The 15,648-nt window shown below is 75.6% G+C and carries 7 protein-coding genes; 6 read left to right on the top strand and 1 reads right to left on the bottom strand.

What is annotated here, in order from left to right; translation table 11 throughout:
* Positions 1-243: 243 nt before the first annotated feature.
* The 6 genes from BIV25_RS42485 to BIV25_RS42460 all read left to right on the top strand — a co-directional run bounded on the left by BIV25_RS42485 (position 244) and on the right by BIV25_RS42460 (position 14,525).
* Complete coding sequence (locus BIV25_RS42485; protein ID WP_371273139.1) at positions 244-6,234, top strand: SDR family NAD(P)-dependent oxidoreductase; 5,991 nt, start codon at positions 244-246, stop codon at positions 6,232-6,234.
* Between the two features lies 1 nt (position 6,235).
* Positions 6,236-11,023 (top strand): type I polyketide synthase, encoded by a 4,788-nt coding sequence (locus BIV25_RS42480; RefSeq protein ID WP_071377935.1) that lies wholly within the window; start codon positions 6,236-6,238, stop codon positions 11,021-11,023.
* 6 nt (positions 11,024-11,029) lie between these two features.
* The gene (locus tag BIV25_RS42475) at positions 11,030-11,368 is read left to right on the top strand and encodes an acyl carrier protein (protein ID WP_071377934.1); all 339 of its coding nucleotides are present in this window, start codon (positions 11,030-11,032) and stop codon (positions 11,366-11,368) included.
* Positions 11,369-11,371: 3 nt separating this feature from the next.
* Positions 11,372-12,172 carry an alpha/beta fold hydrolase gene (locus tag BIV25_RS42470; protein WP_071377933.1) on the top strand — a complete coding sequence of 267 codons (801 nt, stop codon included), beginning with the start codon at positions 11,372-11,374 and terminating at the stop codon, positions 12,170-12,172.
* Positions 12,169-13,377, top strand: a complete 1,209-nt coding sequence (locus BIV25_RS42465) for a glycosyltransferase (RefSeq protein WP_071377932.1) — start codon at positions 12,169-12,171, stop codon at positions 13,375-13,377. The genes BIV25_RS42470 and BIV25_RS42465 overlap by 4 nt, the downstream gene beginning before the upstream one ends.
* 110 nt (positions 13,378-13,487) lie before the next feature.
* On the top strand, positions 13,488-14,525 hold the full coding sequence (locus BIV25_RS42460) for a class I SAM-dependent methyltransferase (protein ID WP_071378014.1): 1,038 nt from the start codon (positions 13,488-13,490) through the stop codon (positions 14,523-14,525).
* Between the two features lie 18 nt (positions 14,526-14,543).
* Here the strand turns inward: BIV25_RS42460 and BIV25_RS42455 are convergent, their stop codons facing one another.
* Positions 14,544-15,611, bottom strand: a complete 1,068-nt coding sequence (locus BIV25_RS42455; protein ID WP_071377931.1) for a lysylphosphatidylglycerol synthase transmembrane domain-containing protein — start codon at positions 15,609-15,611, stop codon at positions 14,544-14,546.
* Between the last annotated feature and the right edge of the window lie 37 nt (positions 15,612-15,648).

The following is a 15,648-nucleotide window of genomic DNA, read 5'->3' as shown; positions in this document are numbered from 1 at the left end:
TCCTCCGCCCCGACCGCTACGCGACCCTCTGCCTTCGCCAGTACGGGACCCCACGTATCCGCCGGCGTGCGATCCTCCGCCCCGGCCACTACGCGAGCCCTCACCCCGCCCGCCACGCGACCCCACTCCCCGTCCGACACGGCACCTCACCCCCCATCCGTCCCCGCCCCCGCGTCAGCTCTCCGTCCCGGGTCCGCCATGAGTCGGGCGCTCGGGACCCGGTTGCCGTTGGCGCAGGGGCCGATGACCCGGGTCAGTGATCAGGCCGGTTTCGCGGCTGCCGTGGCCGAGGGCGGTGCGTTGCCGTTCCTGGCGCTGGCGCTCGCGGACGGGGCGCGGACCCGGGCGATGCTGACCGAGGCGCGGGCCGTGCTGGACGGCAGGCCCTGGGGTGTGGGTGTCCTCGGCTTCGCGCCGGAGGAGATCAGGAACGCCCAGCTGGACGCCGTACGGGAGCTGCGGCCCACGCACGCGGTCATCGCGGGCGGCCGGCCGGCCCAGGCCGAGGTGCTGGAGCGGGCCGGGATCCGGACCTTCCTGCATGTGCCCTCGCCGGGGCTGCTGCGGCAGTTCCTGGAGGCGGGGGCCCGTAGGTTCGTGTTCGAGGGCGCTGAGTGCGGCGGACATGTGGGGCCCCGGGCCTCCTTCCCGCTGTGGGAGGCCCAAGTCGCCGTACTGGAAGAGTACTTGGCGAGCGCTGACGACGACGTCGCCCGGCAGCTGGAGGTGTTCTTCGCGGGCGGGATCCACGACGAGCGGTCGGCCGCGATGGTCGCCGCCCTGGCCGCGCCGCTCACCGCCCGGGGTGCCGCCGTCGGCGTCCTCATGGGGACCGCCTACCTGTTCACGGAAGAGGCGGTGGCACACGGCGCGATCCGGCCCCTCTTCCAGCGGCAGGTGCTCTCCGCCACCACGACCGCTCTGCTGCGGACCGCGCCCGGCCACGCGACCCGCTGTGTGCCGAGCCCCTTCACCGGCGATTACCCGGGCCGGGAGGCCGCCCTGCGGGCCCAGGGGCTGACCGACCGCGAGGTCTGGGAGGGACTGGAACGTCTCAACGTCGGCCGGCTGCGCATCGCCAGCAAGGGCGTCGAGCGGGGCACCGACGGGCAGTTGGCGGACGTCGGCGAGCAACGGCAGCTGACCGACGGGATGTTCATGGCGGGCGAGGTCGCCGTGCTGCGCTCGGCGACCACCACCGTCGCCGAGCTGCACCGCTCGGTGACCGACGGCGCCGCCGACTTCCTGACCCGGCGCGCCGGGCACCCGGATCCGCAGGCCACGAAGGAACCGGCGCCGCCCGCTCCGCTCGACATCGCGATCGTCGGCATGGCCTGCATGTTCCCGCAGGCCCCCGACCTCGCCGCCTTCTGGGCGAACATCGTCGCCGGACGCGACGCCGTCACCGAGGTCCCGCCCGACCGCTGGGACCCCGCCGTGCACCACGCGGCCGGCAACACGGCGTCGAAGTGGGGCGGCTTCCTGCCCCGCATCCCCTTCGACCCGCTGCGCTACGGCATCCCGCCCGCCTCCCTCGGCAGCATCGAACCCGTCCAGCTGCTGTCCCTGGAGGCGGCCCGCCGGGCGCTGGAGGACGCCGGGTACGGCGAGCGGGGGCGGGCGTTCGACCGCGCGCGGACCTCGGTCGTCTTCGGCGCCGAGGCGGGCAGCGACCTGTCCAACGCCGTCACCCTGCGCGCCGTCCTGCCCGCGTACTACGGCCGCGTCCCCGACGGCATCGAGGAGCAGCTGCCCCGGCTGACCGAGGACTCCTTCCCCGGCATGCTGGCCAACGTCATCTCCGGCCGGATCGCCAACCGCCTCGACCTCGGCGGCGCCAACTTCACCGTCGACGCCGCCTGCGCCTCCTCGCTGGCCGCCCTCGACGTCGCCTGCAAGGAACTCGTCTCCGGCACCAGCGACCTGGTGCTCTGCGGCGGCGCGGACCTGCACAACGGCATCAACGACTACGTCCTGTTCTCCTCCGTCCACGCGCTCTCCCCGACCGGCCGCTCCCGCGCCTTCGACGCCTCCGCCGACGGCATCGCCCTCGGCGAGGGCGCGGCCTGCCTGGTCCTCAAGCGGCTCGCGGACGCCGAACGCGCCGGCGACCGGATCTACGGCGTCGTCAAGGGCCTCGGCTCCGCCAGCGACGGCCGCTCCCTCGGCCTGACCGCACCCCGGCCCGAAGGCCAGCGGGCCGCGCTGGAGCGGGCCTACCGCAACGCGGGTGTGTCGCCGGCGGACGTCGGCCTCGTCGAGGCGCACGGCACGGGGACCGTCGTGGGCGACCGCACCGAACTCACCGTGCTGAGCGAGGTGTTCGCCGAAGCCGGGGCCGGCACGGGCAGTTGTGCGCTCGGCTCGGTCAAGTCCCAGATCGGGCACACCAAGTGCGCCGCCGGACTCGCCGGGCTGATCAAGGCCGGCCTCGCCCTCTACACCGGGGTCACCCCGCCGACCCTGCACCTGGAGCGGCCCAACCCGGCCTGGGCGCAGGACGACAGCCCCTTCGTCTTCCACACCCGGGCCCGCCCCTGGGCGCAGCCGGCCGCGCGACGCGTCGCCGGGGTCAGCGCGTTCGGGTTCGGCGGCACAAACTTCCACGCCGTGCTGACCGCGCACACGGGCACCGCGGCGCCCGCGCAGAGCCTGGACGCCTGGCCGTGCGAGCTGTTCCTCTTCCGCGGCCGGGACACGGCGGCGGCCCATCGGACGGCGGCCGAGATCCTGCGCGCCGCCGAGGCCGACGGCCGCCCCTGGCGGCTGCGGGACCTCGCCCTCGCCGCCGCCCGCCACGCCGACACCACGCACGAACCGGTACGGGCCGCGGTCGTGGCCCGGGACGTCGACGACCTGACCGGGCAGCTGCGGCGGGTCCTCGCCGGCGAGCACGATCCGGCCGCCGGGATCCACGTGGCGCTTCCGACGCAGGACACCGGTCCGCAGGACGGCCAGGTCGCCTTCCTCTTCCCCGGGCAGGGCAGCCAGCGCACCGGCATGCTGTCCGAACTCCTCGTCGCCCTCCCCGAGTTGCGCCACTTCCTGCACCTCGGCCGCGCCCACGCCGACACCGTCCACCCGCCGGCCGCCTTCGACGACACCGTCCGGGAACGGCACCGGGCCGCCCTCACCGACACCCGGTCCGCGCAGCCCGCCCTCGGCATCGCGGGTCTCGCCGCCCACGCCTTCCTCAGCCGCGCGAACGTCCACCCCGATCAGGCCGCCGGCCACAGCTACGGCGAACTGGCCGCCCTCGCCGCGGCCGGCGCCCTCGACCCCGAGACCCTGCTGGAACTGAGCGGTGAACGCGCCGACGCGATTCTGGCGGCGGCCGGCGACGACCCCGGCACCATGGCCGCCGTCGGCGCCGGGGCCGAGGCCGTCGGTGCCGCCCTGCGTACCTCGGGGGCGCCCCCCTCGGTCGTCGTGGCCAACGTCAACTCGCCCGAGCAGACGGTGATCTCGGGGCCGACGGCGGATGTCGAGACCGCCGTGCGACTGCTGCGCGAGGCCGGGCTCGGGGCCCGGCGCATCCCCGTGGCCTGCGCCTTCCACAGCCCACTCGTGGCCACGGCGGGCGAGCGCTTCGCGAAGGTCCTCGCGGGCAAGCCGGTACGGGCGCCCGAGTTCCCCGTCTGGGCCAACCGCACCGCCGCGCCCTACCCCGCCGACCCCGACGCGGTGCGCGCCGAACTCGCCGCCCAGATCGGCTCCCCGGTCGACTTCGCCGCCCAGATCGAGGCGATGTACGCGGCGGGCGCGCGCCTCTTCGTCGAGGCCGGTCCCGGCACCGTGCTCACCCGGCTCGTCGGCAAGATCCTGGGCGACCGTCCGCACCGCACGGTCGCCTGCGAGCCGACGGCCGACAGCGGTCTGCGCGGCTGGCTCGACGCGCTGGCGCGGCTCGCCGTCGCCGGGCGGCCGGTGCGCACGGCCTGGCTGCTGCGGGGTCGCGACGCCGTCGACGCGCTGCGCGCCCCGGCGCCGAAACGGCCCGGCTGGACGGTCGACGGACACCTTGTCCGCACCGCCGACGGGGCCCTCCTGCCCGGTGCCCTCGCACCGGCCCGACGAGTCGTGGAGACGCCCGTGACCACCGACCAGCCGCACGGCACCCCGGCCGACCGGGACGCGTTGATCTCGGAGTTCCTGCGCACCAGCCGGGAGATGATCGCCGCCCAGCGCGATGTGCTGCTCACCTACTTCGGAGCCACGCCGGGCGCCACCGCGCCGGCGCCCGCTCCGCCGACGCCCGTCCTGTCGGCGCCCGCCCTGCAGGTCCCGCACGAGAGCCGCGAACTTCCGTCACCAGAGCCGCAGTTGGCGCAGAACCAGGTCGGTGAAGCTCCGGCGGACGACGTGGAGCGGATCGTACTGGAGATCATCAGTGAACGTACCGGCTATCCCGTCGACATGATCGAGCCCGACCTCGATCTGGAGGCGGACCTGAGCATCGACTCCATCAAGCGGGCCGAGATAGCGGGCGAACTCGCCAAGCGCCTCGGCATCGCGGGCGGCGCCACCGTCCTGGACGACGCCGAGCTGGAGGAACTCGCCAAGGCCCGGACGGCGGCGGCCGTGACGGGGTGGCTGACGGAGAGGGTCGCAGCGGGCCCTGGGGACGATGCCGGGGGCGGGGACGAGCCGGTCGACGAGCGGCCGGACACGTCGTACTCCGGCGCGCCGGCCCCGCACAGCCTGCGCGCGGAGCACACGTCGGCTTCGGCCGGGCCTGCCCCGGAGCCCCCCCTGGCCCCCGGTGTGCCGCCGCGGCGCTGTGAGCTGCGGCCCGTGCCCCTCCCGGAGGCCGGACCGGCGGGCCTCGACCCGGCCGGCCGGCGGTTCGTCCTGCTCGGCGGCGACGAAGCGGTGACGTCCGAGGTCGCGGCGCGGTTCGCCGGGGCCGGAGCCGAGGCGGTGGCGCTCGACGGCGGGCACCTCCTCGCCGCCGCCGACGGTCCCGTCGACGGTGTCGTGTACCTGGGCGCGCTGCCCGGTCCCGAGCTCCCCGCGCTGCCGGACGCCTTCCCGGTGCTCCGGGCGGCGCTGGCGTGCGGCCCGCGCGCGCTGCTCGCCGTACGGTCCGCCGAGCGGGCGGCGGCACGGGCGGCCGGGCTGGACGGGCTGTTCCGCACCATCGGCCGCGAGTACCCCGACCTGCTCACCAGGGTCGTGGCCGTACCGGACACCGTACCGGCGGCCGTCGCCGACGCCGTGCTCGCCGAACTGCGGGCCCCGGCGGCCACGGCCCCCGTCGTCCTGCGCACGGCGGCCGGCGCCCGGCAGGGTCTGGAACTGCTGCCCGCGCCCCTCGGGCTGCTCGGCACCACCGGCGCGGGGCCCGCCGCCGACGGCGCCGCCGAGGCGGCCGCGCTCGGGCTCGACCGGAACTCCGTCGTCCTGCTGGCCGGAGGCGCCCGGGGCATCACCGCCCGGTTCGCAGCCACACTCGCCCGCGCCTGCCGCTGCCGCCTCGAACTGCTGGGCCGCACCCCCGCGCCCACCGGGCCCGAGGACCCGCGCACCGCCGCCGCCCGTACCCCGGTCGAGCTGCGGGCCGCGCTCGCCGCCGGGCCCGGGGCACCGAGGCCCGCCGAGATCAACAAGGCCGCCGAACTGCTCCTCGCCCAGCGGGAGATCGCCGCCACCCTCACCGAACTCGGCGCGCTCGGCAGCGAGGCGCGCTACCGCGCGGTCGACTTCCGGGAGCGGGACGCCGTCCTCCAGGCGGTCAAGGAGATCCACGCCGAACACGGCAGACTCGACGGCGTCGTCTTCGCCGCCGGGATCATCGAGGACCGGCTGATCGCCGAGAAGACCCCCGAGTCCTTCCAACGGGTCTACGGCACGAAGACGGCCGGGGCCGCCGCGCTGTTCGCCGCGCTGGACGACCTGCCCGCCGGACCGGCGTTCACGGTGCTGTTCGGCAGCATCGCCGCCGTGCTCGGCAACCGCGGCCAGGCCGACTACGCCGCCGCCAACGACGCGCTGGAGTCGCTCGGTTCGGACTGGGCCGCCCGCACCGGCAACCGCGCGCTGACCGTCCACTGGGGACCCTGGGCGCCGTCCGGCACGCACACCGGGATGGTCGGGGCGGAACTCGGCCGGGAGTACGCCCGGCGCGGGGTCGAGCTGATCGACCCGGACGAGGGCACCGCGGCCCTGCTCCGGGAACTCGCCTGGGGCGACCCGGCGACCCGCGCCGTCGTCCACACCGCGTCGGGCTGGTGACATGACGGTGCGTCACACTCCCGTTGCCATCGTCGGGATGGCGGTGCTGCTGCCCGGCGCCCGCGGCCTGGACGCCTACTGGCGCAATCTGCGCGACGGCGTCGACGCGATCAGCGAGGTCCCCGCGGAGCGCTGGGACGCCGACTACTACCGGCCCGGTACGGCCGCCGGCCCCGCCGTCGCCGACCAGGTGTACTGCCGGCGCGGCGGATTCGTGGACGGCCTGGCCGAGGTCGAGGTCACGCGCCACGGCATCATGCCCGCCTCGGTCTCCGGCACCGAGCCCGACCAGCTGATCGCGCTCGACGTGGCCGCCGCCGCGCTCGCCGACGCGGGCGGCACGGACCGGCTCCCCGAACGGCACCGGATCGGGGTCGCGCTGGGCCGCGGCGGCTACCTCACCCCGGGGCTGGTCCGGCTCGACCAGCGGGTCCGTACGGCCGGTCAGCTCGTCCGCACCCTGGGTGAGTTGCTGCCCTACCTCGACTCCGGCCAACTCGACCGGATCCGCACCGCGTTCACCGAGCGGCTCGGCCCCGACAGCCCCGAGTCGGCGATCGGCCTCGTCCCCAACCTCGCCGCCTCCCGCATCGCCAACCGGCTCGACCTGCGCGGCCCCGCCTACACCGTGGACGCCGCCTGCGCCTCCTCGCTGGTCGCCGTGGACCAGGCGGTCACCGAACTCGCCACCGGACGCTGCGACATGATGCTGGCCGGGGGAGTGCACCACTGCCACGACATCACCCTCTGGAGCGTCTTCTCCCAGCTGCGCGCCCTGTCCCCGACCGAGCGCATCCGCCCCTTCCACCGCCACGCGGACGGCATCCTCATCGGGGAGGGCACCGGCGTCGTCGTACTGAAACGACTCACGGACGCCGAGCGCGCGGGCGACCGTGTGTACGCGGTCATCCGGGGCACCGGCGTGGCCAGCGACGGCCGTACGGCGGGCCTCGTCAACCCCGACCCGGGCGGACAGGCCCGCGCTGTACGGCAGGCCTGGCGGACCGCCGGACTCGACCCCGCCGCACCGGACTCCCTCGGCCTGCTGGAGGCACACGGCACCGCCACCCCCGCCGGTGACGCCGCCGAACTCACCACGCTCGCAGAGGTGTTCGGAGCGCCGGCGGCCGGACACGACGGCCTCCGCCCGGTCCTCGGCTCGGTGAAGTCGATGATCGGCCACACCATGCCGGCCGCAGGAGTCGCGGGACTGGTCAAAGCGGCGCTCGCGCTGCACCACCGCACCCTGCTGCCCACCCTCCACTGCGAGGACCCGCATCCCGCCCTTGCCGCCACCCGCTTCCGCACCCTGGAGCGGTCCCGGCCCTGGGAGACCGACGTCCGCCGGCCGGTGCGCCGGGCCGCCGTCAACGCCTTCGGATTCGGCGGCATCAACGCCCATGTGGTCCTGGAGGAGCCCGCCGCCACCCCGACGCCGCACCGGACCGCCCCGACCCTCCGGACCACCGACCGAACCCCGGCATCAACTTCCGTCCCAGCACCGGGAATGACGCCCGTCGGGGCTGCCGCCCAGGTGAGCGGAACCGCCGCTCCTGCTACGGCCGCCCCGGCCGCAACCGCCACCGCCGCCCAGCCCGACGCCCCGGCCCCGGCGGCCACTGCCACTCCCACTCCCGCCCCGGCCGCCCACCTCCCCGCGCCCCCCTCCGGCCCGACCACCGCCCGTGCCGCCGCGCCCACCCCGACCGCGCCCGCCGCCCACGTAACCGAACCCGAGCCGGTGCTGCTCCTGGCCGCCGGCAGCGTGGCGGACCTCGCCGCTCTCCTGGACGCCGACGACTCCGTCGTGCTCGCCGCCGGGCACGACCCTGCGCGGTCGCACCCCGGGGCCGGGCCCGTGCGGCTCGGGATCGTGGGGCCGAACGCCAAGCGGCTCGGCCTGGCCCGACGGGCGGTGGCCAAGGGGCGCGCCTGGCAGGGTCGCGGGGACGTGTGGTTCCGGCCGGGCCCGCTGCTCGGCGCGGCCGGTGGCGGGCTCGCGTTCGTCTTCCCCGGCCTGGAAGGGGACTTCACGCCGCGCACCGACGACGTCGCGGCCCACTTCGGCCTGCCCCCGCTGCCCGCCACGGACGTGGAGGTCGGCGACGTCGGCCGGCACGGCTTCGGTGTCGTCGGCGTGGGCCGCCTGCTGGACCGGGCGCTGCGCCGCATCGGCGTCGTACCGGACGCGGTCGCCGGACACAGCGTCGGCGAGTGGACGGCCATGGCGGCGGCCGGGCTCTACTCGGCCGACGAGGTCGACGCGTTCATGGCCGGGTTCGACCCCGGTTCGCTCACCGTTCCCGGCCTCGTCTTCGCCGCCCTCGGCACCTCCGCCGAGCACGTGCGCAGCGCGCTCGCCGACGACTGGCCGGACTCCGGGATCGTGCTCTCCCACGACAACGCGCCCCGTCAGTCCATGGTCTGCGGCCCCGGCGCGGCCGTCGACGCGTTCGTGAAGTCCCTGCGCGCCCAGGGCGTGATCTGCCAGGTGCTGCCGTTCCGCTCCGGCTTCCACACCCCGATGCTGGAGCCCTACCTCGCCCCCATCAAAGAGGCCGCCGACCGCTTCCGGCTCCATCCGCCGACCGTACCGGTGTGGTCCGGTACGACCGCGGCGCCCTTCCCGCAGGACGCGGCGGACGTGCGCGCGCTCTTCGTCCGGCATCTGCTGGAACCCGTGCGCTTCCGTGAGCTGACCGAGGCCCTGTACGCCGCCGGGCACCGCGTCTTCGTTCAGACCGGACCCGGCCGGCTCACCTCCCTCATCGACGACACCCTCGGCGACCGCGACCACCTGGCCGTCGCCGCCAACGCGCCCCAGCACAGCGGTATGGCCCAACTCCGGCGCGTGGCCACGTCGTTGTGGACGGCCGGCGCGTCCGTGGTGCCCGCGCTCGCGGCCCGCGACACGGCAGCGGTGACCGCGCGGCGCCGTCCACCCGTCCGCCTGGACCTCTCCGGCTCCCTCGTCTCGCTGGAGGGACCGGAGCTCGACGCACTGCGCACCGCACTGCGCCCCGCCGCCCGCCCGGCCCCCGCCCGCCCCGGCTTCGGCGAGCTGGACACCCTGGCCACCCGCATCCCGGCCGCCGCCGAGCTGACCGCCCTGCTCCGGGACACCGCGGACACGGCGGCCGAGCTGATCGCCGCGGGCCGCCGCCGTCCCGCGCCCGCCGCCGTACCCACCCTCGCCAGGCCGGCCGCGACGACCACCACGCTCCATGTCTCGCCCCGGACCATGCCCCACCTCCTGGACCACTGCTTCTTCCCGCAGCGCGCCGACTGGCCGGACGCGGAGGACCGTTGGCCGGTGGTGCCGGCCACCACGATCGTGCGGCACATGATGGACGCGGCGGAGGCCGCCGCCCCCGGACTGCGGGCCGTCGCCGTGCACGGGGCCCGCTTCGACCGCTGGCTCACCGCGACACCCCCGGTCGACGTCCAGGTCTCCGTCACCCCGTCGGCCGACCGCCCGGACCGGGTCACCGTCGCCTTCGGCCCCACGGCCCGCGCGGTCGTCGAACTCGCCCCGGACCATCCCGCACCGCCCCCGCCGGGCCCGCTCCCGGACGCCGCGGAGCGCCGCCCCGAGCACACCGCCGCCCAGGTGTACCGGGAGCGCTGGATGTTCCACGGCCCCGGCTTCCAGGGCCTCACCGACCTCACCGCGATCGGCGACCGGCACATCCGCGGAGTGATCACCACACCCGCCGCCCCCGGCGCCCTGCTGGACAACGTGGGCCAGCTCCTCGGCTACTGGATCATGGCCACCCGCAGCGAACGGACCGTCGTATTCCCCGTGCAGATAGGGGAGTTGAGGTTCCACGGACCGCACCCGGCCCCCGGCGCCGAGGTCGGCTGCCGCATGCGGATCACGACCCTCACGGACACCCTCCTGGAGGCGGACGCCGAGCTGACGGCCGACGGCCGGGTGTGGGCCGTGATCACCGGCTGGCAGGACCGCCGCTTCGACAACGACCCCACGACCCGGCCCGTCGAACGCTTCCCCGAGCGTCACACGCTGTCCACGGCCCGCCCCGGCGGCTGGGCGCTGGTGCACGAGCGCTGGCCCGACCTCGCCTCCCGTGAGCTGATCATGCGCAACGTGCTGGGCGCGGCCGAGCGCGCCGCGTACGCCGCCCGCCCGCCCCGCGGCCGCCGGCAGTGGCTGCTCGGCCGGATCGCGGCCAAGGACGCCGTACGGCAGTGGCTCTGGCGGCACGGCGAGGGCCCTGTCTTCCCCGCCGAACTCCACGTCCGCAACGACGAGTCGGGGCGGCCGTACGTCACCGGGGTGCACGGGCGCACCCTGCCCCCGCTGGACGTCTCGCTCGCGCACCGGGGCGAGGCGGGCGTGGCGATCGTACGGCCGCACAGGCCGGGGCCCGGACCCGGCATCGACATCGAAGAGGTCACCGCACGCGACCCCGCGACCCTGGCCACCGCGCTCACCCCGGCCGAACTGCGGCTCCTGGAAGGCCTCACGGCCGACGGCCCCGACCCGCAGGACCTGTGGTTCACCCGCTTCTGGGCCGCCAAGGAGGCGGTCGCCAAGGCCGAGGGCGTCGGATTCGGCGGCCGGCCACGGGACTTCGCGGTGCTGGAGACCACTCCGGACGGCAGCCGACTGGTCGTCTCCGGCCGCCTGGAGCGCTCCTACACCGTGCACTGTGCACCGGTGGGCAATCCGCCGGCGCTGCCCGCCCGGTCCTACGTGGCGGCCTGGACGACCGGCCCCGGCACCGACGACACACCACCCCACGATGACGACGCAGCCGAGGAGTGACCCCCGATGAACCCCACCCAGCCGGCCCCGGCGCAGCCCGCGACCGACACCGCGCCCACGGCCGACGCCGTCCTCGCCGAGGTCGGCGACATGCTCCGTACGGTGCTCGCGGAGTACGGCGACGACGACGCCGAGATCGCGATGTCCACCACCTTCAACCGCGACCTGGAGCTGGAGAGCATCGACCTGGTCACCCTGGCCGGCCTGTTGGAGGAGCGGTACGGGCAGCGGGTCAACCTGGCCGAGTTCCTGGCCGGCATGGAGTTCGACGAGATCATCGAGCTGACCGTGGGCCGGCTGGTGGAGTACGTGGTGTGGAGTCTGAAGACCACGCAGGCGGGCTGAGCCGTGGCGATCGTCGACGCCGGCGGGATCCGGCTGCACGTCCAGCGCATGAGGTCGGCGGACGACCGGTCCCCGCGCCCCACGGTGGTCCTGGTGCACGGGCTGCTCACCGACAGCCTGGCCAGCTACTACTTCACCGTCGCCCCCGGCTTCGCGGCGGCCGGACTCGACGTGGTCATGTACGACCTGCGCGGACACGGCCGCAGCGAGCGCCCGCCCGCGGGCTACACCCTCGACCACAACATCGACGACCTGGAGGCCCTGCTCGGCGGGCTGGCCGTCACCGGTCCCGTCCACCTCGTCGGCAACTCCTACGGCGGCACCATCGCCTTCGGCTACGCGGCCCGCCACCCCGAGCGCGTGCTCAGCCTGACGCTGATCGAGTCCGAGCCGGCGACCTCCGCCTGGGCGTCGAAACTCGGCGCCATCCTGGACCGGGTCGTCACCCACCTCGCGCACAACGAGCCCGACGCGATCGCCTGGATCACCGCGAACCGGGGCCACAACACCGCCCGCCTGGCCAAGGGCGCGGCCCGGCTCGCCCGCGAGACCACCCTCGGCCGGGACATCCCGGTCAGCCGGGTGCTCACGGAGGACGAGATCAGGGCCGTACACTGCCCGGTTCTCGGGCTGTACGGCGGCGAGTCGGACCTCGTCGACCTCGTCCCGCTGAAGCGGGCGCTGCTGACCGACTTCCGCGCGGTCGTCCTGCCCGGACACGAGCACTCGGTGCTGGTCGAGGCGCCGACGGCGGTCGGCGCGCACATCCTGGACCTGATCCACGCGGGAGCGGGGGTCCGGTGAGCGCCTTCCTCTTCGCTGTACCGCCGCTGACCGGCCACATCAACCCGGCCGTCGGCGTCGCCGCCCGACTGGCCGCGCGTGGGCACCGGGTCGCCTGGGCGTGCGCCGCCCCGGCACTGGTGCGGCGGCTCGCGGGCCCGGACGCCGAGGTGCACGGGTGCGCGGGTCCGGTGCCGGGGGCCGACGGGGTCGTACGACCGCCGGAGCTGCGGGGCGCGGAGGCGCTGAAGTTCCTGTGGGAGCGGTATCTGCTCCCGCTCGCCGAGGCCATGGCGCCGGGTGTCGGGGCGGCGGTCCGGGAGTTCCGCCCGGATGTCGTCGTGGCCGACCAGCAGGCCTTCGCCGGCGCTCTGGTCGCCGAGCGGTGCGGGCTGCCGTGGGCCACCTCCGCCACCACGTCGGCCGAGTTCAGCGGCGCGTACGACGGCCTGCCCAAGGTCGCCGAGTGGCTGCACCGGAGCCTGGCCGAGCTGCGGACCCGGATCGGCGACCAGGCCAAAACCGCCGACCCGCGCTTCTCGCCCCACCTCCTGCTGATCTTCAGCACCCCAGAACTCATCGGCCCCCAGGCGCCGTTGGCCCGGCACATCCACTACGTCGGCCCCTCGATCGGCGGGCGCCCGGCCGGGCCCGACTTCCCCTGGCAGCGGCTCGACCCGGGCCGGTCGAAGGTTCTGGTGACCCTGGGCACGGCGAACGCCGACGCGGGCGACCGGTTCCTCACCGAGTGTCTGACCGCGCTGCGCGAGCGTGCCGACCGGGTGCAGGCGGTGATCGCCGATCCCGGCGGTGTGCTGCCCGTGCCGCCCGGCGACAAGGACGTCCTGGCCTTCTCGTCCGTGCCCCAACTCCCGCTGCTGGAACGGATGGACGCGGTCGTCTGCCATGGGGGACACAACACCGTGTGCGAGGCGCTGTGGCACGGCGTCCCGCTCGTCGTCGCCCCCATCCGCGACGACCAGCCCGTGATCGCCGGGCAGGTCGTGGACGCGGGGGCCGGCGTCCGGGTCCGCTTCGGCCGGGTCCGCGCGGACCGGCTGGGCGCGGCCCTCGACACCGTCCTCACCGACCCGGCCCACCGGACCTCCGCCACCCGCATCCGCGCCGCCTTCCGGGCGGCGGGCGGCGCCCGGACCGCCGCGGCCCACCTCGAACACCTCGCAGACCGCGCATCCCGCGCAGACTTCGAAGCGGAGAGCCGATGACCGACGACAAGAGCGACAAGGGCGACAAGAGCGGGAAGGGTGACAAGAGCGGGAAGGGCGAGAGGGGCGAGAAGGGTGAGAAGGGTGAGAAGGGTGAGAAGAGGGCGCGCATCGCCGCCCTGCGCCCCGGCTACCGGCGGGACCTGACCGCCGGTCCGGACCGCTTCTTCGCGCCCCCGCGCCCCGACTGCCCCTGGTGCGGTTCGGTCCGGCTCGCCCCCCGCCTGCACACCACCGACCTGCTCCAGCACAAGCCCGGCGGCTTCACCCTCGACCGCTGCGCCGACTGCGGCCACATCTTCCAGAACCCCCAACTGACCGAGGAGGGACTGGAGTTCTACTACCGGGACTTCTACGACGGCCTCGGCGAGCAGCGCATGAGCGGCACCTTCGGCGGCCGCACCGCCATGTACCGCGGCCGCGCCGAGTCCATGCTGCCGTACGACCCGGCCCCGAAGACCTGGCTGGACGTCGGCACCGGCCACGGCCACTTCTGCGCCGCCGCCCGCACCGTCCTGCCCGGCACCTCCTTCGACGGACTCGACTTCACCGAGGGCGTCGAACTCGCCGCCCGCGAGGGCCGCGTGGACCACGCCTACCGCGGCGCCTTCCCCGCCCTCGCCCCCGAACTCGCCGCCCGCTACGACGTCGTGAGCATGTTCCACTACCTGGAGCACAGCACCGACCCCGACCGCGAACTGCGCGCCGCCCACGAGGCCGTACGTCCCGGCGGCCACCTCCTCATCGAGGTACCGGACCCCGAGAGCCGCTACGCCCGGCTGCTCGGCCGCTGGTGGCTCCCCTGGCTCCAGCCGCAGCACCTGCACTTCATACCCGTCGCTGGCCTCCGGCGGCGACTGGCGGAGCTGGGCTTCACGGTGGTCGCGGAGCAGCACGCCGAACCGCACGATCCGGTCGACCTGCTCGCCGCCGTCTGGCTGGCCCTCGACCACGCGGCGCCCCGCGAGGACGCACCCTGGCTGCCCGAACCGCCCGGCGGCCTGCGCCGCGCCGCGCGCACCGCCCTGCTGCTCGCGGGTGTGCCCGCGCTCGTCACCGCCACGCTCCTCGACCGTTTCGCGGTACGCCCCCTCGCCCACCGTCTTGGCGTCGCGAACGCCTACCGTCTGGTGGCCCGCCGCGACTGACCGGCACGCGGCGCACGCTCACAGGATCCTGGCGCGGATCAACGCCGAGAACATCAGGGCGCCCGGCACCAGCGGCACCCAGTCGGTCAGCACCCGGTAGCCGATGACGGTCGCGGTGGCCATGGCCGGTGCCGCGCCGAAGGCGATCAGCGTCCAGGCCAGCGCCGCGTCGACCGCGAACCCGCCGGGTGCCGGGACCGCCCCGACGGCCGTACCGGCCGCGAGGTAGGCGAGCACCACCTGCTCCCACGGCATGTGCAGCCCGAGCGAGGCCCCGACACAGACGAGGGTGGCCCCCTGCAACAGCGGCATCGCGACCGCCCCGCCCCACAGTGCGGCCACCCGGCAGGGCCGCGTGTGCACCTCCCGCGCATCGGCGAGGGTGGAGCGCAGCAGCCCGGTCACGGGCCGCCGCAACGGCCGTACGACGGTCAGCAGCACCCCGGCGACCGCGAGGAGACCGCCCGCGACCGCGGCGAGCGGCACCAGCAGCCGCCCGTCCGGGACCAGTTCGCCGAGGCGCCGCCAGGCCGGCGACACCGCGAGCAGGACCACCAGCACGACCGTCTTGGCGGAGGACTTCGCCAGCGAGTACAGCCCGATCGAGGCGGTCGCCCGCTCCAGCGGCACCCCGCGCGCCCGCAGGAAACGCACGGTGACGGCGTGGGCGCCGAGCCCGGCGGGCAGCGCGTGGTTGGCGGCACCGGCGGCGAACTGCGAGGCCAGCAACTGCCACGCCGGGACCCGGTCGGGCAGCGCGCCCTGCCGGACACACGTGGCGGCCACCCAGTTCAGGCAGGTGAAACCGCCCCCGGCCAGCAGCCACCAGGGATCGGCCGCGACGAGCCGCCGGACTCCCTCGTACACCACGGGCCGGTTGGCCACTGCCCAGCCGCCCACCAGCAGCAGCGGTGCGAGGCACAGGGCGAGCCGTACCGAGCGGCCCGCCAGGAAGGACGGCGGCCGGGGAGCGGGCGCTGCCTCCGCGAGGTGATCGGGGAGTTCTCCGGCGGGCGGGGCGGCCGGGGCGGGGGGCGGCGGGAGCGGGAGGGAGAGCGGGATCGGGGACGGGGACGGTGAGGGCACGGGGACGTCGTCCTTCCGCGGCGGGTCCCGGGCGGGG

This window comes from Streptomyces sp. MUSC 14, from assembly GCF_001866675.1.
Classification (GTDB): domain Bacteria; phylum Actinomycetota; class Actinomycetes; order Streptomycetales; family Streptomycetaceae; genus Streptomyces.
The sequence above is the reverse complement of the archived record's forward strand: the minus strand, read 5'-3'. Positions and strand labels throughout refer to the sequence as shown.

Coding starts and splice junctions, on each gene's coding strand:
- BIV25_RS42480 (WP_071377935.1), top strand. CDS start 6,236: ATGACGGTGCGTCACACTCCCGTTGCCATCGTCGGGATGGCGGTGCTG.
- BIV25_RS42485 (WP_371273139.1), top strand. CDS start 244: ATGACCCGGGTCAGTGATCAGGCCGGTTTCGCGGCTGCCGTGGCCGAG.
- BIV25_RS42475 (WP_071377934.1), top strand. CDS start 11,030: ATGAACCCCACCCAGCCGGCCCCGGCGCAGCCCGCGACCGACACCGCG.